The organism is Paenibacillus sp. 19GGS1-52 (assembly GCF_022369515.1).
Lineage (GTDB): Bacteria > Bacillota > Bacilli > Paenibacillales > Paenibacillaceae > Paenibacillus_AQ.
Map to the genome: position 1 here is coordinate 1796230 of NZ_CP059724.1, position 19652 is coordinate 1815881.

Sequence of the window (19652 nt, forward strand, 5' to 3'; positions counted from 1 at the left end):
TTCTGTTCCTCCCGTGATGTTTTCTTCCTGAAGAGGGTTGCTCAACGGCCAGGGTTCATCACTCGCTTTTAGTTGCTTGTATATTTCACCCAATCGTAATAGGCGTACAGTGGATTGACGCCATTATATGAACCGAGCCAGGAGTCTACACCGGTTCCGTTCCAGAGGTTCATCATGAGTTTGCCGGGATGGGATGGTATATTGCTAGTTGCCGTATACTTTAATGCACCGTCCACATACCATTTAATGTAGCCTTGCTGCCAGTCGAAAGCGTACGTATGATAACCTTGGGAAGCGTCAAATCCAAGATTAACGATCTTCTCATGATTGCCAACGCCGTTCGTGTAATAATTGAACTGGACTGTAGTGGTATCTTTACCCAGAAACTCGATATCAATTTCATCCCACGGGGTACCATCGGAAGGGCCGGTATAGGTGAAAAAAGAGGAAACGATTCCGCTGTTTTTGGCCGGCATCATGCTGACCTCATATTTGCCGTAGCCATACTTGTTCACAGACCTCATTTCTGCGCCGTCGAACTTATTGTTGCTGGGGCTGGTCAGCGCCAGGCGAAGTTGCCCGCTGCTGGTAAACGAGATATTGTTTGCACGCCAGGTGCAGTTAAACATACTACCATTCGAATAGCCGTCGGCTTTTTGCCAGGTTGCGGAATTGAAATAGGTCAGAGGCTCATAAAAGACGGTGGCTGCCGAAACAGGCGGAGTCCCTGCCAGTAATCCAGCAAGCAGCAGAATAAGACCTGCAACCCCAAATTTTTTCAACCTTATCATATAAAAGATCCCTCCTTAAAAATGAAAACGCTTTACACTAATGATTTTAGCCAATGCCGATTCTTTCCACCATACCAATTCCTGAACCAGGATAACAAAAAAACAATTTTTTGTTGGGAAACAAGAGTATTTCATCACACTCGTACACATATTAATATGGCATGCCTGTTGTGGGCTCAACGCGGTCAGGAGGGATAGTATGGAGGAGTGGTCCCAAAGTAAATGGTTCCGCTGGATGATCGGAGTGCTGCTCTCCCTGATCATTTTGTATTTTGTATGGCTGCTCCGTCCAATGCTGCAGGGGGTATTTGTATTCTTGAAGGCGATCCTTGCTCCATTTCTGGCGGCCATGATTATTTCTTATGTACTTAATCCCGTCGTCAGTATGCTTGCTGGTAGAAAAATGCCGCGTAGTATCGCAGTGCTGCTCATATATGCGGTATTTCTCACTACGATCGCAGTGATTGCCATAAATCTGATTCCAATGTTCATGGAGCAATTAGAGGAACTGAATGAGCATCTGCCAGAGATGACATTGCACGCACAAGGACTAATGCGCAATATGAATTCACGACTCATTCCTCCGGGGGTGGAGATGGGGATGAATAACTGGTTCTTTCAGTTGGAGAATCGCTTGGCAGAGGGGATATCCCATTTTCTCGATAATATAGGAACAACCATCAATTTGCTGTTTAACGCCTTTATTGTGCCGTTTCTCGTATTCTACATCCTGAAGGATTTTGATGTCTTCGAACGGACAGTGGTTTCCTTATTGCCCCGCTCGCGCCGCAAGTCCATCGTGACCTTGTTAAAAGATATCGACGAAGCGCTAGGCAATTACATTCGTGGACAGTTTCTGGTCTGTCTTATCATTGGGGTGCTTGCTTATATCGGCTATGCGATTATCGGAATGCCATATGCCCTGCTCTTCGCGTGTGTAGTGGCTGTGTTTAATATCATTCCCTATATGGGCCCTTTTCTGGGGGCTGCACCTGCGATCGTAATGGCTTCAACCCTCTCCCTGCGGCTTGTGCTGCTGGTTGCGGTTGTAAACACGCTGTGCCAGATGCTGGAGAGTAATGTCATATCGCCACAGGTAGTTGGCCGGAAGCTGCACCTGCATCCGTTGCTGATCATTTTCGCATTGCTGGTTGGTGGTGAAGTGGCTGGCATTGTTGGACTGATACTGGCGGTACCGTTATTTGCAGCAGGAAAAGTGGTTATTCAGCACTTTGTGGCCTATTATATTAGGCGGAAGCCGGTGTAATTGGGTAAATCATTGACTGGAGTAGCCTATGTTGTATATAATGTTGTGGAATATTACGATATAATCGTGATCATAGTTATTCGATGATGAGGAGTATTAATTCGTGAGACCGTTATTGCAGAGAGCCGGCGCACAGGTGCGAGCCGGTAACGGACTGAGAATGAACTCACCTCGGAGTAATGGCGCTAGTCACAAGATCAACCGTAAGCTTGGCTTACAGGGGTTTCCTGTGCTGAATCGTCGTCGCCTCACCCCCGCTAAAGGGTGCAAAGTGAGTGGCAGAATAAAGTATATTCAGCCGCTAACTAGGGTGGTACCACGGGAATTTAAACCTCTCGTCCCTAGCGATAATACGCTAGGGATGGGAGGTTTTTTAGCGTATCGGTGAGTGATGAGATGAAACTCGACTTCATCTCACAATCAGCGCTCGCTTTTCAACCAAAAGTGATCAAAAATCTTCAAAAAGTGAAGTCTTACTTTTGACTTAAGGGGATTTTCTCCCTCTAATTTCATAGAAACCCTCACTTTTTGGCAAATAGAGGGAATTCTCCCCTCTATTTCTGTACAAATCACTAAATTAAGCCTAATGGCCAAATTTAGAAGGAACTTTTCCCTCTAATCCCAGGTTTATCGTATTAGACGTACATTTAGAGGGAGAATTTCCTGCTATTCTGATGTTTCGATCGTTGTTCCTGCATACTCGATCTAATTTAGCAGCAACACTCCAAGGAGGAGCACAAAATGAGCGACAATAAGACAAACAGCGTACCCGCTTTAGGCTACCAGGCTCAGAGCATTGAGCCGAAATGGCAGAAGTTCTGGGACGATAACAAAGTGTTCAAGACTGTTGAAGATCCGGGCAAACCGAAATATTATGCATTGGATATGTTCCCGTATCCTTCAGGTGCAGGGCTGCACGTAGGCCATCCGGAAGGATATACAGCAACGGATATCGTTTCCCGCTACAAACGGATGCGTGGGTTCAATGTGCTGCATCCAATGGGCTGGGATGCTTTTGGGCTTCCTGCAGAGCAATATGCGATGGATACCGGACAGCATCCGCGTGAAATTACCATTAAGAATATCGATAATTTCCGTCGCCAGATCAAATCGTTGGGTTTCTCCTATGACTGGGATCGCGAGATCAGCACTACCGATCCAGGTTATTACAAATGGACGCAATGGATATTCATCCAGCTGTACAATCGTGGACTGGCTTATGTAGCAGAAGTTTCGGTGAACTGGTGTGAAGCGCTGGGAACAGTACTCGCAAACGAAGAGGTCATAGACGGCAAAAGCGAGCGTGGCGGTCATCCCGTCGTCCGCAGACCAATGCGCCAGTGGATCTTAAGAATTACTCAGTATGCGGAACGGTTGCTTGATGATCTGGAGGAACTGGACTGGGACGAGAGCATCAAGGATATGCAGCGCAATTGGATTGGCAAATCTACCGGTGCAGAGGTAACCTTTGCTATTGAAGGCTATGATGAAACTCTGGAGGTATTCACCACTCGTCCGGATACTTTGTTCGGAGCCAGTTATTGTGTATTGGCACCGGAGCATAAGTTGGTAGACATTATTGCAACAGAGAGCCAACGTGCAGCAGTAGCAGAATACCGCGATAAAGCTTCCCGCAAAAGTGATCTGGAGCGTACGGATCTGGCCAAGGATAAATCAGGCGTATTCACTGGTGCTTATGCGATCAATCCGGTAAATGGAGCACAGGTTCCGATCTGGATTGCGGACTATGTGCTCGCTGGTTATGGAACTGGAGCAATTATGGCAGTTCCAGGCCATGATACACGCGACTGGGAATTTGCGAAGCAGTTCGGCCTGGAAATTATCGAAGTGGTACAGGGCGGAAACATTGAAGAAGAGGCTTATGCTGGTGATGGTCCGCATGTGAATTCCGGGTTCCTGGATGGTCTAACCAATGATGAGGGTATCGCAAAAATGATTGCTTGGCTGGAAGAGCAAGGAAGCGGCAAAGGCAAGGTAACCTATCGCCTACGCGATTGGCTGTTCAGCCGTCAGCGTTACTGGGGAGAGCCAATTCCGATTCTGCATCTCGAAGACGGCACAATGAAGACAGTACCGATAGATCAATTGCCGCTATTGCTGCCTGATGTTGAAGCTATCAAACCTTCAGGTACCGGCGAATCGCCGCTTGCGAACGTAACGGACTGGGTCGAAACCATCGATCCGGAGACTGGAATGAAAGCGCGGCGTGAGACGAATACCATGCCACAATGGGCGGGCAGCTGCTGGTACTACTTACGGTACATTGATCCTGATAACGACCAAGAGCTGTGTTCTCCTGAGAAGCAAAAGGAATGGCTTCCGGTAGACCTGTATATTGGCGGAGCAGAACATGCTGTACTTCACCTGCTCTATGCCCGCTTCTGGCATAAGGTATTGTATGATATGGGCGTAGTAGCTACGAAGGAGCCTTTTCATAAGCTGGTGAACCAAGGTATGATTCTTGGGAATAACAACGAGAAAATGAGCAAATCACGCGGGAATGTCATCAACCCTGATGAGATTGTTGGAGCGTTCGGTGCGGATACGCTTCGTCTCTATGAAATGTTTATGGGACCTCTGGAAGCTACCAAGCCTTGGAATGAAAAGGGTGTAGAAGGGATTCATCGCTTTCTGTCGCGCGTATGGCGTCTGTTCGTAAATGAGGATGGTAGCCTGAGCAGCAAAATTACTGCAGACGGCAGCAGCGAGGAGTTCAAGCGGACCTGGCACAAGACGCTTAAAAAGGTAACCGAGGACTTCGAACTTCTACGCTTCAATACAGCGATTAGCCAGTTGATGATCTTCATTAACGATGCTTATAAACAGGACACCTTGTCCCATGCAGCCGTAGAGAATTTCACACAGATGCTGTCGCCGCTGGCACCGCATATTGCTGAAGAACTGTGGCAACTGCTGGGTCATGAAGGAAGCATCAGTTATGTCGCTTGGCCAACCTATGATGAGGCGTATACGGTTGATGCTGAGGTTGAAATCGTCGTGCAGGTTAATGGCAAAATCGTACAGCGCGTTATGATCCCGCAGGATATGGGTCAAGATGAAATGCAAGCCTTTGCTCTGGCACTGCCAAATGTAAATGCCGCAGTTGAAGGTAAAAGCGTACGCAAGATCATTGCTGTTCCTGCCAAGCTTGTTAATATAGTAGTGGGTTAAGCGAAGAACGCAAGTCTACCCGCAGCAACGGAGTAATCCGTGCTGCGGGTTTTATTTTTAAATATAGCTAGGGCAGGCTAAGTTTCTTCTAGTGGTCCAGAGGGTTCTCGATGATTATGGCGCTATGCCCGAACTGCAGATCAAGCTTGGCGACATCTTCATCGTATTTGTCATGGGTAGTCGTAATCAGGCGTTCAAATACGCCTTCCAGACTGCGGCGCAAATGGTTCAGCGCTTCTGCAGTAATGCCTCCTGGAACAGCGACCCGTTCCTGCAGCTCCTGAGGGGTAAACTCACCTTCAGTCAGCAGTCTGCCTGTTCCAAGCAGCATTTCACCTGCCAGCTTGCTGATCAGCATTTCTTCAATTCCGGTGGCTTCCACAGCTGCTTCAATCCATCGCTCAACGAAATAGCTAAGAAACGCAGGTCCGCAGCTGGAGAAATCAGAGGCAATTCGCGTATGTGTCTCGCTTATTTCCAAGGGGACACCTATGAAAGACAGGAGTTGCAACAGGACTAGCCTGTCTTCTTTATGAAGTCTGCTGCCGAATACGCAAAGTGAAGTCCCACTCTTGACGCAGTGTGTGATGCTGGGGATGACTTTGGCAATCTTGGACGGCAGAACGGATTCCAAATGATACAGCTGAACCGGACTGGTGATGGATACGACAATTTGCTCACTGCGGAGACAGGAGCTAATTTCATCCGTCAAAGCTTTAAATTCCAAAGGCTTTACACATAAAAAGATGATATCACTTCCGGTCGCGGTGTCGCGGTTATTCCCGCATATTGAGAGGCCTGGATGGCGCTTTGCAAGCTGCAGCAACCGTTTTGGAGTGCGGTTGCTGGCAAGGACATCGCACGGCTTCAGTGCACCTGAAGAAAGAAAGGCGTCGATCAGCAGGCTGCCCATACTGCCTGTTCCGATAAATCCCACTTTCATTCTGTGGTTCCTCCTTTCTCGTTTTGCATTTTACTTTTATTGACATGGATTCTCTTCGTTAAATGTATGCAGGATAGCCTTGGACCATGACAGGTTTTGCTTGAATAATTGAAGGAGAATATTTCTGATGCTTGATCTTATAAGGGGGAGCAAATTGTGAACAAAGGAACTATAGTATGTGGAATTGCCGCAGCTCTGCTGGGGAGCGGTCTGTTATGGACTGCGGGCAGTAAGGAAGAAGTGGGGATTTCCGGATGGAAGACACTCAATCTTAGTATGGAGCAGGCTATTGGTATTTCTGATTCGAAGACACCGACAGATAAAGTAGAACAGGAACCTGCGCCAGCGCTCAGCGGAGCGGAGGATGGGGATACTGCTGCAGCGGAAACGGTGGGAACAGCAGAATCAGTGACAAGTAGTGCGAAGCCCGTAGTTGCAGACGCAAGTCCTCCGCGTGCCACAGCGGAACCTGCAACCCCTGCATCTCCCACAACTTTGGCAACCCATGCAGCCACGCAGGATGGCATGGTTAATGTGAATACAGCGGCATCTGCCGAGCTGATGAATTTACCGGGCATTGGTGAGAAGAAAGCTCAAGCCATTATCGATTACCGCAGTAGTAATGGGCCTTTTCATAGCTTGTCTGATTTGGGTAAGGTAAAGGGAATAGGGACTAAAATGCTGGAAAAGCTAAAGGCACTTGTCTTATTTTGAACGGCAAATTTTGTGGTGAGAATTATGCAGATAGATGTCCTAGTGAAAGCGCGCGGTGTTATGCTACAATAGTTAACAACTATTTACAAGAAAATGGAGATTGATAATGACAGTGGTCTATCGAAAGAACTGGGATACTTATTTCATGGATATTGCCTGTATGGTCTCTACCCGTTCGCGTTGTCCCCGCCGCCATGTGGGTGCTGTGCTGGTGCAGGGCAAGAAGCTGCTGGGCACAGCATATAATGGGGCACCAATGGGGGTTCCAGATTGTTCGGAAGCCGGATGTATGGTTTCGGAGCAATATGAACGGGAGGTTGTTGACGGTGTAGAGACGATGGTGATGAAGCAGCGCTGCATCCGTACGATTCATGCCGAGCAGAATCTTCTGTTATTCACGGACCGCAGTGACCGGGAAGGCAGCACCGTCTACGTTACAGACGAGCCTTGCTGGACCTGTGCCAATATGCTGGCGAACAGCGGGATTGTGGAGATTGTCTATTATCGTCCGTATCGTAAGGATATGGAGAAGGTTCGGGCAATGATGGCTTCCAAGGGCATTGTATTCCGCCAGCTAGAAGGCTACGAGCCACCGCGTGAAACGATGGTTAGCGTAGCGGAGTAATCGAATATTAGAACTACTGACAATTTCAATCACAAATAAACCGGGGAAGAACCTCTGTGCACGCGTAACAATAGCGTATGCAGAGGTTCTTTTTTTCGTGTCAGGAACGGAGTAAGGGAGGAAGGGAAACTTGAAGGAGAGACTACTGTTAAGTTTTACAGTGTGCTGGGTTACCGGAAGTGCAGCCGCTTGTTTGTTCTCCGGCAGCCAGCTGATGTGGGTCTGGGCCGGATTGCTGCTGTTACTCACGATCTTTGCTATATGCGGAAAGCTAAGCTGGAAATACATGATGGTGTTAGGATTAGCCATCCTATTAGCGGGGTTCTATTGGGAGTGGAATGAGGGGCGTAATCTTAGTTCACTTCCTGTAGCGCTGTCGCACACAACTGCTGAGCTGAATAAAGCCTCCATACAAGCCGTAGGAGTGATTATTTCCAGCGTCGAACGAGACGGGGACCGGGTTGATTTTACGGTGAAGCTGTCGCAGTTGGCTTTAGCTAGTGCAGATAAGCAACAATTAAAAGGACAGGGAGAGCTGATCGCGGTTCAGGTCAAACTGCAGGTCGAAGAGGAGATTGCAGTAGCCGCCCAATGGCAGAGGGGAGATCAGGTGCTGCTATCAGGAGTATTGGAGCAGCCAGCCGTAGCGCGTAATTTCGGGGGCTTTGATTATCGCGAATACTTACATATGAAGAAAATCCATTGGCTGCTGAAGCTGGAGGGGACGGCTAGTGTGGAGGCTACACCTCCATCAATCTGGAGTCCACGAATGCTTCTACGTTGGAATGATCAGGCGCGCTTTGCTCTTGGAGCAGAGCTGGACCATTTATTTGAGAAGCGCCATTCTGGCTATATGAAGGGGCTGGTAATCGGCCTGCAGGATGACCTTGATCCTGAAACGTTTCAACAGTTCTCACAGCTTGGGCTCACGCATATTTTGGCGATTTCAGGCATGCATGTGGCAGTCTATGTCGGTGTGCTGCTGTTTATATGGAGGCGTTGCCGTCTGACCCGGGAAACCGCGCTGACGCTTACTTTAGTATTGGTTCCTCTATATGTGCTGCTCTCCGGCGCGGGTCCATCTGTGGTCCGAGCAGGGCTGATGAGTATGATTGCCTTATTGGCTGCACGGTTAGGTGTGCTGGGGGACGGTTTGAATATTCTAGGAGCGTCAGCACTGGTCATGCTGATTTGGAATCCCTATTTGCTGCTTAGCGTCAGCTTTCAGCTTTCTTTTCTGGTCACAGCAGGCTTGATGGTGTTTGTACCGTTGGCAGAGCCTTTGCTGAGAGGACTGCCCCGTGTGTTGAGGAGTGCCGTGTCGGTCACTTTGGTTGCGCAGTTTGTCTCGTTTCCACTGACTATTTATTACTTCAATCAATTCTCATTGCTGTCCTTTGCCGCCAACCTCGTGCTTGTTCCCTTTATCACCTTCATTGTCTTGCCACTTGGAACATTAGCCCTGTTATGTGGGAGAGTGTGGGACCCTGGCGCGCGCCTGCTTGCTCATGTGACGGAGTTACTGAATAATGCCACCTTCAGCGCCGTGGAGTGGATAAATAGCTTCTCCAGTGGCGTAATGATCTGGCGTTCGCCTTCGTTGCTGTGGATAGCTGCCTATTATGTCTTGTTCTATGGATTGCTCTATGCTGCCAAGCTGCGGACGGAGGCCCGTTATGCCCCGCAATATATGGAGGATGAAACCAAACCGCTGGAGGGACTTTCCTTGCCCAATGGGCGCAATAGTGGGATTAGGGAAGTAAAGCATCGGTATTCTATTCAGGCTCGGACTACTGTGCGCTGGAGTGGGATGGTTGTGCTGATGTGTGCGCTATCTTTAGGAATATTACTGTACAGAGGATACCAGTCGGAGAATCTCTCGGGGGCAGGTTCGATAAGTTATCTTGATGTAGGACAAGGAGACAGTATGCTGATTACAACCCCTGAAGGAGCCCATATTCTTGTCGATGGCGGAGGAACCGTGAGTTTTGGGGGAAAAGAAGCATGGCGTATCCGCCATAGCCCCTTCGAGGTGGGTGCTAAAGTGCTGGTGCCCTTGCTCAAGAAACGGGGCATCCACCGCTTAGATGCAATTATTTTGACTCATGGAGATCAGGATCACGCCGGAGGATTGCAAGCTGTATTGGAGGGGATTCCTGTCTCGGCGCTGCTGTTTAACGGAACCATTGCCGATCGGGAGCCTTACAAGTTGCTGATGAGCACAGCGCTTGCGGCTAATGTTCGGTTATATGGCGTGTACCAAGGGATGTCTCTTGCTCCCGATGGTGCTACGGAACTGTCTTTTCTGTGGCCGGAGCCACCGGAGTTGCCAACCCCGGCCTCTGAAGAGTCTGAACTCCCAACCGTGGAGGATCAGAATCATGAATCTGTAGCCTTTCGGCTAGTGATGAACGGTCGGAGTTTTTTGTTCACTGGCGATATGGATCAGGATGCGGAAGAGAGTATTATGCAAAATGCCAAGCTAAACGGAATCCATAGCGGTCCGCAGATTGATGTGCTAAAAGCTGCTCACCATGGAAGCAAAACCGCAACGGGCGAGGGATGGCTGAAATTCTGGATGCCCACTGCAGCCGTAATCTCGGCGGGAGTCAATAATTCTTATGGTCATCCAAATTCAGCAGTATTGGATCGTTTAGAAGCCAATAATACTGCAATATTCCGAACCGATTTGCAGGGTGAGATTCAGATGCGAGTGCGGGAACAGGCGATTACTGTGCGCTATAAGCTGAGGTAATTGGATGAGGAATCACAATTGGTCGAAACTGAAAGATCCTTCAGGAGAGTGGAGTTGAATCCGTTAGTACTGGTTGTATACTAGAGATATATCAGATCTTCTAACCGGATACTGTCCAAATATTTATGAAAGGAAAAGGCGATGATAAAAAAAATATCTTACCCATTAATGGTATTCTCCATTCTTCTAACAGCATGTTCTTCCGAGGATTTTACTATACATCAGGGGAATATCTCTTCTCAGGTGAATGATACTACGCCTGTAATATCAAATGTTGAAACTAACTTTCCCAAAAAAGATGGTTGGTACGTAGTCCCTAAGAATAGCGGCGAATTGGATGTTTCCGTAAATGCCACAAACGTTGAAACGATTCTTTTTTGGGCGGTCCCAACGGGTACAGAAGCTTGGGGAGAGAGAGAACTTATCGGTTACGATATAAATGGAGAAGATGGTTGGAGTCTAACCTGGAAGATATCTGAGATATCATTGCATCATCGAATTGCTATCCAAGCATTAGGGAGTGATGGGAAAACAATCACCGATGAGACGATACAAATTACTAACGAATAGATCACGATTGAATAGCCTACTCATTTCCAAATTGGAAGTCAGTTGGGCTTTGGTCTCACAAAGAAATAATTGCAGTGAAATGATGAATTGCTTCAATAACTCTTATGGTCATCCAAATTCAGCAGTATTGGATCGTTTAGAAGCCAATAATACTGCAATATTCCGAACCGATTTGCAGGGTGAGATTCAGCTGAGAGTGCGGGAACAGGCGATAACAGTGCGCTATAAGCTGATCCAGTGATCCGAGATTCAAGAAAAGAAAGCATGACTTCTACTTTCGTCCAGCAGCTTGGCATAATATCCACCTTGCTCAAATAGTTCGCGTGGATGGCCTTTCTCTGCGATCCTACCCTCTTTCATGGCGATAATGAGATCGGCTCCGGCAATCGTGGATAGTCGGTGGGCGATGATCAGGGTAGTTCGCCCGTTCGCGATGTTGTCCACGGCTTGCTGGATCAGCTTTTCTGTATGGGTATCAATGTTGGCAGTCGCTTCGTCCAGGACGAATATAGCCGGATTATGGGCAATGGCTCTGGCGAAGGAAATTAGCTGCCGCTGGCCCGCGGATAGGGTGCTGCCCCGTTCGGTGACCGGTTCGGTAATCCCTGCCGGGAAATCCTTGACAAAAGAGTCGGCGCAGGAGGCTTGCAGCGCATATTGTACCGCTTCTTCGGCAATGTCATCGCCTAACGTGATGTTGTCGCGAATCGTGCCGGAGAACAGAAAGACCTCCTGGAGTACGACGGACACATTCCGCCGAAGATCGTCCAAACGGATATCGTTGATGTTTACTCCATCGATCAGAATTTCGCCTTTTTGCACCCGGTAGAAGCCATTGATCAGGCTGATAATGGTTGTTTTGCCTGCGCCGGTTTCACCGATGAATGCGGCGGTCTGCCCTTTTTTAATGACAAAGCTTACGTCCTTTAGCACCCAATCAGCATCGTTATAGGAGAACCATACATGTCGGAATTCAATGGTGCCGTTTAGGCGCTCCATGGGGAGTCCGCTATCCGTATCCTCCAAAGCATCTTCTTCATGGATTAACTCGAAAATACGTTCTGTAGAGACGAGTGCTGACTGTATGGAAGTATACTTGTCGGCAAGGTCGGCGATAGGGGCGAAGAACTGCTTGATGTACGTTGTGAACGCATATAATACGCCGATCTGCAGCATGCCACCGGAGATTTTACCTACGCTGTACCAGACCAGAATGGCAATCGCGAGACTCTGGAACATATCTGATGCGGGTTTGAGCACGCTGTTCAAGCGGACCTGGATCAGCGTTGTTGCGAAATATTGCCCGTTCAGCTTGAGGAATTGTTCTTCCTTCTCCTTTTCCGCACGGAAAATTTGAATTACTTTCATTCCGGAAATACTCTCGGCAATAAACCCGTTGATTCTACCAATGAAATGTTTCATATAGAAAAAGTTCTTTTTGATTCTGTTCTTGATATAAAAGACGAGGAAGACGATCAATGGAATCACGGTGAAAGATACAAGCGTAAGTGATAGGCTCAGTGAAAGCATGATATAGACAATCCCGATCAGCAGCATAATATCTTTGACAAGGGTAATAAGAACATCCGTATAGAACTCGGTGATTTCGGATGTGTCATTGGTTGCCCGTGTGATGAGGCGGCCGGAGGAGGTGCGATCCAGGTACGGAAGCGGGAGTCGCTGGATGATCGAGAATACATTGACTCGCAGCTCGTGGACCAGACTTTGTCCCGCTTTGCCGACAATAAGTGCCTGGATATAAGAGGAAGCTCCGCCTGCCGCGGAAACTATTAGATACAAGAGCGCCAGACCGCCAATCGAATCGAGACCATGAGGAACAGAGCGGCCGATTAGAAAATGGTCGATCACCCGCTGCAGCAGCAGGGGCTGGATTAGGAAAGCCGCATTTACGACAAAGACGCAGAGGCAAGCGAGCAACAGTTGAGGGGTGTAAGGCTTCGATAACCGCAGTAGCTCTTTCACCGCTCCTGCCGCGGCTTTTTTCTCAACTGGCTGGGAGCCCGTCTTCTTGCTGTGTAGTGTAAATATCATAATACATTCCTCCCTTCTTCAGCAGTTGTGCATGTGTTCCTCTTTCACGGATCAGACCTCTATCGAGCACAATAATCTCATCGGCTTCCAGAATGGCCGAGATCCGGTGGGAGATGAGGATGTTGGTCTTGCCTTTCCGTGTTTGCCGCAAGCTGTTAAGGATATGCCCTTCTGTGACGGCATCAACCGCGGACAGCGCATCGTCCAGAATTAGGACCGCAGGGTTCCTGATCAGTGCGCGAGCTATGGCCATCCGCTGTTTCTGGCCGCCGGAGAGGTTAACGCCACGTTCTCCCAGAATCGTGTCATATCCATCGGGGAACCCGTCGATACTGTCAGCGATAAGACTAAGCTGGGCCGCGTTCTCTACTTCGTCGTCGTTATAGTCGTCCTTGAAGAACACAATATTTTCTTTGACGGAGGCGGCAAATACAAAGGTCTCCTGTGGAACAAAGGCGAAGCTCTCCCGCAAAATATCCAGTGCATACTCGTTAATATCCTGGTTATCGAGTAGAATTTGTCCGGGTTCCACATTGTATAAACGGAACAATAAAGCGGCCAGCGTACTTTTGCCGGAGCCAGTTGGACCGATAATCCCTAAAGTATGGCCCTTTGGCAGCTGTAACGAAATATCCTGAAGAGCAGGGACCTCGGCTCCTTCATATTGAAAGGTCAGATGGCGCAGCTCAATATTACCTGATGGTTGAATCCTCAGCGGATGCGGAATGTCGACAATATCCGGTTGGATGGATAGGATGTTTTGCAATCTTCCCAGAGAAGCCATGCCGCGCTGGAAGATCGTTACGACCCTTCCGATGGACACAATGGGACTGGCGATCAGACTTAAGTATCCATTGAAGGCGACAAAATCACCGATGCTAATACTTCCCCGCAGCACCATACGGCTTCCGAGGACCAGATTTAACACAAAACAGACTGCAAAGCCGAATTCAATTAAGGGTGGAAGCGCAGCGGAAACTTTGATGAGATCCATGTTCGATTGCAGCATACGGGAGCTTAGCCCGCTGAATTTCTCCATCTCCGAATGCTCCTGAACATACGCCTTGATTACCCGAATGCCAGATATGTTCTCCTGAACTCGGTCGGAGATTAACCCAAATTGCTCTTGAACGGTTCTGAACCGCATCTGGATCTTACGACCGGTGAACAGCATAAGTACGATAATAAGCGGCAGAGGGGATAACGTTATAAGTGTTAGGCGGACATCTACCGTGGCAAACATGAAGTAAATGGAGGAGAGGCAGAGGACGATTCCGTTAAAAGACATCGCGGTTGCTGGGCCAAAGGTCATGCGGACGGCGGAAATGTCGTTGATGGCGTAAGCGATCAGATCCCCGGTTTTGCGTGTGTTGTAGAAAGAGGGAGAGAGCTTTAACATATGCCGGAATAGTTCTTCCCGATAAAAGCATTCCAGATTACGCGCGTTCGCGATAATCATATTTCTCCAGAGGAAGGTGCAGACAAAGGCGCCAACGGCGATGAGCGCCATCCACGCCACCAGTATTAGCACTTGCCGGGTTTCAAAACGGCTTTCTTTCATCAGATCAACGGCACTGCCAAGCAATTTGGGGAACAGCGTCTGAACAAAAGAAGCAGCGAACATAAACATAAAACCGGCTGCGTAACTATATTTGTGATCTTTGAAGAAACGCAGCAAGACAGAAGATTTCATTACAATTCCACCTTTAAACCCGTATGTCATAACACGCGTACAGATTCTCTTTCCACAAGAGTGCTTAATACAGCAATATTCACTGATGGCTGTTCGGGAGCGGCAAGACGTTGCAGCAATGTTGAGACGACCGTATGGCAAGAATATTCAATATTTAAATCCATGGTGGTCAGCGGGGGCTGTGAGAAAGCCGAGACTTCCGTATTTCCACTGCTGAGAATCGAAACATCTTCTGGAACCTTAATGTTCTGCTCATTGAGCACCCGCATCAGCTCGACGGCAGTGAAATCATGATCACATATAAAAGCGGTTGGCAACAGGCCGCCCGTAATCAGATCGGACAACCTCGAACGGAAATGTTCGTCCACCTCAAAAAACAACGATTCATTTACAGGCAGACCCTGCTCTTCCAGTGCGGAAGTAATACCGGTCAGCTTCTCCTTATTCCGATAAAAGCTGCGTTTGCCGATAAAACCGATCCGGGTATGGCCTCTATCCATCAAATACTTGCATTGTTTGTAGCCGGTGTTGAGGAAACTGAACCATACGCTGTCGTAATCATAAGCTGGTGAATAGCCAGTAAAAAAAATAAGGCTACGTATATTTTCATTAATTAAAGCGACGTAATCCAGATTGAAACTGCCGATAAAAATAACTCCATCGAACTTGAAGCCTTTACTCAACCGGTAAGGAAGAATCAGCTTATTCTGGTTCTCCTTGTCGAGAAATTCTATGCTGTAATCGGTATCTGCTTTTTGCAACGCCTGCTCAATTCCCTGCACCATGTAGCTGAAATTACTGTTATCATGCTCATAAGGTTTCTGATGCAGCACCAGAATACGGGGCGAAGCCTTTTTCTTAAGCTTGATGTAGCCCATTTCTGCCGCTTTCTCCACAATCTTCAGCTTTAGATCGTCGCTGATTCCAGGTTGCCCGGTTAAAGCTCTGCTAATGGATACTGGCGATAGGCCCATTGCTTTGGCAATATGTGTGATCGTTACTTTTTTAGTTTTCAGAATAATCCCCCCGATTCACTTTGTTCCTGTTATTATAATCATCTATTAAGCGATGATCAACGAAAATAATTACGTAAATTAACTTAATTATTAACGTAAAAAATATAAATGAAATTTTTTTAGTTCCAAAACGTAAATAGAGGGAACTTTTTACAACTTCGGAAGTCTTATTGGGCAAGAGGTGAGGAGACATATGCCAAGCGATGAGTTGCAGTATGCAGCAGCATACGCGCCCGTGATCACACTGCGGGAAATGATGGATACATACGGATCGGATGTGTGGAATTATGCTTACTTCCTAACCCGCAGCCGAGAGCAAGCGAATGATATCAGCCAAGATGTGTTCCTGAAGGCCTATCGGAATATTGGAAAATACCGTGGTCAGTCTTCCGTGAAGACTTGGCTGCTGACGATTACCAGAAATACGGCCTTCAGCTGGAGCAAAAACAGCTTTTGGCGCAGATTCATAACGCTTGGTAATCAGCCCCTAGCAGTCAATGCACCTTCTGCAGAACAAGAGGCGCTCGGCAACCAATATGCCAATCGGATCTGGGAGATCATTATGGAGCTTCCGGACAAAAACAGAGAGGTGCTGGTGCTAGATCTCCAGCACGGTCTGTCCATCGCTGAAATGTCCGGACTGCTGGGTATCGCCCAAGGGACGGTGAAATCACGTTTGGCCCGGGCCAGAGACAAGGTTAGAAAGATCATCGAGGAGGAGGAGAGGGAATGAAGCGCAGAACAGATGAAGAGAACCGCGTAATGATTGGGCAGACGGATTGGTATGCGCGGGCAGGCAAGCGGCCGTTCCGTGAAGATGGCTTCACCTTCGAGCTAATGACGCAGATTGAACAAGCAGCAACAGCAGGCTCAATGAAGACACATAAGCGATTCCGTGTACGCAAAAGTTTTGTTTTTACTGGGCTGGCAACGCTCTTTCTATTAGGTACTCTGATTTGGCCGTTCCGTGAATGGCGTAATGGACATCTCGCCTCATCACCGTTAACCCCATTTCAGGCCGCCGCTCCAATGCCTACTGTTACGCCAACCGCAACAGGTAAGGAATACGTACCACCCATTGGTTCAGCGGAGTTTGAGTTTAGCGGTATGAAGTATTATATGCCTCTGCCACTGGATAGAGATAAAGGGAGATCTTATGCCGCTGAAACCTCGGCGGGTATTATCTGGTCACCGGCTCCGCCAATGGTCAATTACTTGAAGCCCAAATATACACATCCAACTGAACCATATTCTCTGTATTTGAGTCCTAAGGATCAGCCAGAGCTTTCGGCAACAACAGCACTCAGGGTGTATACTTATCCGCTTTATGCGGGTGGAGCCCAGTCTTATTATAATTTAGGGTCAATTTATGGTGCTGGAAATTATGCGTTGATAATAACAAACACTTTCACTATAGGCACTGATAAAAGTACGGATACGGAACTATCTGTGGTTGATACCAAAAAGGTAACAGCGAGTAAGGTTGTAGTGCCTAAAAAATTGCTTACTTTGGATTACTCACTCAGTCTGTACAGGTCTTATATCGCTATTGATAAGCGGAATGAAGAGCTCTTGCTTGTCTATTACACCGATGACAAGAAAGGTGGCTTTGATCAGCATGCCAAGCTGTATGATCTGGAATCGGGGCATATACAGCTGCTTCAATCTGTAATTAGAATTGATATTAATGGAACTGCAGAAACTGTTATTTACAGAGTGAAAGGTGAGAAGCGTACAGCGGAGATGGCTCTGAAAATAGGCCGGCAATGGTACCTTGATTATTTTGAACAGCAATGAGGCGGTTTATCTTTACTTTTTCGGTAGATAATTTACTAAAAAAAAGCTATACTTTTTGATAAAGTGTTTTTCTTTAGAGAAGAGTGGAGCGGAAGAGATGAAAAAGCTGACAATTGAAGATGTTGCCCAAAAGGCGGGAGTGTCGAAGAGTACAGTCTCGCAATTTTTGAATAAACGGTATAAATATATGAGCGAAGCGACGAGGAATCGGATTGCTGCGGTGATTGAGGAACTGAATTATAAGCCTAACGGTCTGGCGCGCAGTCTGAAGCAGAATCGTACGCATATGGTGGGCATCATTGTCGCTAATATCGACTATTCGCTGTCGATCCAATGTATCCGGGCGATTGAGAATGAGCTGCAGCGCCACGGAATACAGGTGATTATTTGCAATGCGGACGAGAATGCGGAAAAAGAGGAAACTTACGTGGAAACGTTGGTAGCTCGTCAGGTGGACGGTTTGATCATTTTCCCGACAGGTAATAATCCGTCTGCCTACAGCCGACTAATCGAAGCCCAATATCCGCTTGTGTTTATGGACCGGCTTGTTGAAGGTGTAACTACGCAGAGTCTGCTGCTGGATAATGAAATGGCGGTTAAGATTGGGATTGGAGAGCTGGTGCGGTATGGTCATGAACGAATTGCGCTGGTTACCCTTCCGCTGGGAGAGCATGGAATAACGCCTCGCAAAGAGCGAATAAGCGGATACAAGAAGGCGATGGAGGAGGCGGGCCTTACTCTGCACGACGGATATGTATGCAGTGTGCCAAAAGAAGAATTGGCGGCCGAATTGGAACGTCTCTTGGGACTGCCACAGCCACCAACCGCACTGCTGGCTGCGAATGATATCGCCCTGGCAGAAATATTGAAATATGCGAACCGCAGATCAATCGCCATTCCAAATCAGCTGTCGGTCATTGGAATTGATGATGCGGAGTTCGCCCATATTTATAATCCGGTGATTACGACGATCCGCCAGCCGGCGTATGAGATGGGAATGCAGGCTGCCAAGATTATGCTTTCCTGCATTGAGGATAATGGCTCCTATGTACCTATTACCTACCGCTTCCCTCCGTCATTACAGCAAGGACAATCCGTGAAATCGCCTCAATAGAGGTGATAAAACGTTTTATTAGTTTACAAAGAACGAGAAATATTTGATTGCAGAATAAACAAAAAACCAGTCGAACACTTATGTGTCCTTGGCTGGTTTTTTAGTCTGTATCTACACTCTTTTAGGAATAGCTTTGTTGCTAACTTCTATACTTCCTGGTTCATAAATTTCGCTAGACCTTCGCGGGTTGGCAGGCCATCCATGTCGCCAGGGGACATAACCGCTAAAGCGCCGATGGCATTACCGCGTTTCACGGCTTCAGCTACCGGAAGCTTCTCAAGCATGGCGCTGATAACTCCGACAGCAAACCCATCGCCAGCACCCACAGTATCAATAACCTCTTCAACTTTGAAGCCCTGTACATATCCTTCTTGTTCGGAGGTTTTGTAATAAGCACCTTCAGGACCGAGCTTGATTACAACGAGGGAAGCACCACGCGCCAGATAATAGGCGGCGATTTCTTCTGGCGTGTCCAGTCCGGTGAGAATTCTACCTTCGCTAAGTCCAGGCAAGAACCAGTCACAGCGAGTAGCCAGATCATTAATGGTATTCACCATCGTTTCAGTATCAGGCCACAAGGTTGGACGCAGGTTAGGGTCGAGGGAGACCGTTTTCCCGTTGCTTTTCATAAAGTCCATTGCGTGAATGGAGAACTCATGACAGTTCTTCGAGAGTGCGGACGAGATGCTTGTTACGTGCAGGTGTCCAGCGGAAGCGAAATAGGATTCATCAAAATCAGTCAAGCTGAGCTTGGAGGCAGCGGAATTTTTGCGGAAATACTCCACCTTGGGATCGCCGCTTAGTACCTTCGATTTGATCAACATGCCTGTAGAATACTCATTTGTATAAGTAATACTCTCTGTATTTATATTCTCTTTGTTCATAGCTTGAGCAATAAATTCCCCGAAATTGTCTTTACCAAGCTTGGTAACATATCCAGTTGGGTGTTCCAGACGGGACAAGCCTGTAGCTACGTTACTCTCAGCACCTGCAAGCGCCTTGGAGAATGAAAATACCTCAGACAAGGGTCCAGGCTCATTCGCATAAAACATGGCCATTGCCTCTCCAAAAGTAACAGCATCTAAATGTTTACTCATATTAATTTCCTCCTAAATTTTACTCT

At 47.7% G+C, this 19652-nt stretch carries 15 protein-coding genes; 9 read left to right on the top strand and 6 right to left on the bottom strand.

Annotation, left to right across the window (positions count from 1 at the left end; genetic code table 11):
* Positions 1-68: 68 nt before the first annotated feature.
* Positions 69-791 (bottom strand): beta-glucanase, encoded by a 723-nt coding sequence (gene bglS / locus H1230_RS08365; RefSeq protein ID WP_239715044.1) that lies wholly within the window; start codon positions 789-791, stop codon positions 69-71.
* A 199-nt stretch (positions 792-990) separates the two neighbouring features.
* Between bglS and H1230_RS08370 the strand changes: the two genes are divergently transcribed.
* Together H1230_RS08370 and leuS are read left to right on the top strand one after the other, a co-directional pair.
* Positions 991-2058 carry an AI-2E family transporter gene (locus H1230_RS08370; protein ID WP_239715045.1) on the top strand — a complete coding sequence of 356 codons (1068 nt, stop codon included), beginning with the start codon at positions 991-993 and terminating at the stop codon, positions 2056-2058.
* Between the two features lie 741 nt (positions 2059-2799).
* Entirely contained in the window at positions 2800-5250 is a 2451-nt protein-coding gene (gene leuS / locus H1230_RS08375) for a leucine--tRNA ligase (protein ID WP_239715046.1), read from the top strand.
* A gap of 88 nt (positions 5251-5338) precedes the next feature.
* Here leuS and comER read toward each other — a convergent pair whose 3' ends face one another.
* Positions 5339-6193 (bottom strand): late competence protein ComER, encoded by an 855-nt coding sequence (comER, locus tag H1230_RS08380; RefSeq protein ID WP_239715047.1) that lies wholly within the window; start codon positions 6191-6193, stop codon positions 5339-5341.
* Positions 6194-6349: 156 nt separating this feature from the next.
* Here comER and H1230_RS08385 point away from each other — a divergent pair, with 156 nt between their 5' ends.
* The 4 genes from H1230_RS08385 (at position 6350) to H1230_RS08400 (ending at position 10857) form a co-directional block, all read left to right on the top strand.
* Positions 6350-6907, top strand: a complete 558-nt coding sequence (locus tag H1230_RS08385; RefSeq protein WP_239715048.1) for a helix-hairpin-helix domain-containing protein — start codon at positions 6350-6352, stop codon at positions 6905-6907.
* Positions 6908-7013: 106 nt separating this feature from the next.
* On the top strand, positions 7014-7532 hold the full coding sequence (locus tag H1230_RS08390) for a deoxycytidylate deaminase (protein WP_239715049.1): 519 nt from the start codon (positions 7014-7016) through the stop codon (positions 7530-7532).
* A 130-nt stretch (positions 7533-7662) separates the two neighbouring features.
* Positions 7663-10287: a ComEC/Rec2 family competence protein gene (locus tag H1230_RS08395; protein WP_345773411.1), complete on the top strand. Its 2625-nt coding sequence runs from the start codon at positions 7663-7665 to the stop codon at positions 10285-10287.
* A gap of 141 nt (positions 10288-10428) precedes the next feature.
* Positions 10429-10857: a hypothetical protein gene (locus H1230_RS08400; protein WP_239715050.1), complete on the top strand. Its 429-nt coding sequence runs from the start codon at positions 10429-10431 to the stop codon at positions 10855-10857.
* Between the two features lie 249 nt (positions 10858-11106).
* Here H1230_RS08400 and H1230_RS08405 read toward each other — a convergent pair whose 3' ends face one another.
* From H1230_RS08405 to H1230_RS08415, 3 genes are read right to left on the bottom strand one after another with little or no spacing between them, the layout of a single operon-like run.
* Positions 11107-12909, bottom strand: coding sequence for an ABC transporter ATP-binding protein (locus H1230_RS08405; protein WP_239715051.1), 1803 nt, complete (start codon positions 12907-12909; stop codon positions 11107-11109).
* Positions 12863-14602: an ABC transporter ATP-binding protein gene (locus H1230_RS08410; RefSeq protein WP_239715052.1), complete on the bottom strand. Its 1740-nt coding sequence runs from the start codon at positions 14600-14602 to the stop codon at positions 12863-12865. Before H1230_RS08410 ends, H1230_RS08405 begins: the two co-directional genes overlap by 47 nt.
* Before the next feature lie 26 nt (positions 14603-14628).
* Positions 14629-15576, bottom strand: a complete 948-nt coding sequence (locus H1230_RS08415; RefSeq protein ID WP_239715053.1) for a LacI family DNA-binding transcriptional regulator — start codon at positions 15574-15576, stop codon at positions 14629-14631.
* 235 nt (positions 15577-15811) lie between these two features.
* Here H1230_RS08415 and H1230_RS08420 point away from each other — a divergent pair, with 235 nt between their 5' ends.
* The 3 genes from H1230_RS08420 to H1230_RS08430 all read left to right on the top strand — a co-directional run bounded on the left by H1230_RS08420 (position 15812) and on the right by H1230_RS08430 (position 18529).
* Positions 15812-16351, top strand: a complete 540-nt coding sequence (locus H1230_RS08420) for an RNA polymerase sigma factor (protein WP_239715054.1) — start codon at positions 15812-15814, stop codon at positions 16349-16351.
* Positions 16348-17415, top strand: a complete 1068-nt coding sequence (locus H1230_RS08425; RefSeq protein WP_239715055.1) for a hypothetical protein — start codon at positions 16348-16350, stop codon at positions 17413-17415. The genes H1230_RS08420 and H1230_RS08425 overlap by 4 nt, the downstream gene beginning before the upstream one ends.
* Before the next feature lie 97 nt (positions 17416-17512).
* A complete protein-coding gene (locus H1230_RS08430; RefSeq protein ID WP_239715056.1) occupies positions 17513-18529 on the top strand; it encodes a LacI family DNA-binding transcriptional regulator in 1017 nt (338 codons plus the stop codon).
* 146 nt (positions 18530-18675) lie between these two features.
* Here H1230_RS08430 and H1230_RS08435 read toward each other — a convergent pair whose 3' ends face one another.
* The gene (locus H1230_RS08435; RefSeq protein WP_239715057.1) at positions 18676-19626 is read right to left on the bottom strand and encodes a sugar kinase; all 951 of its coding nucleotides are present in this window, start codon (positions 19624-19626) and stop codon (positions 18676-18678) included.
* Positions 19627-19652: the final 26 nt, after the last annotated feature.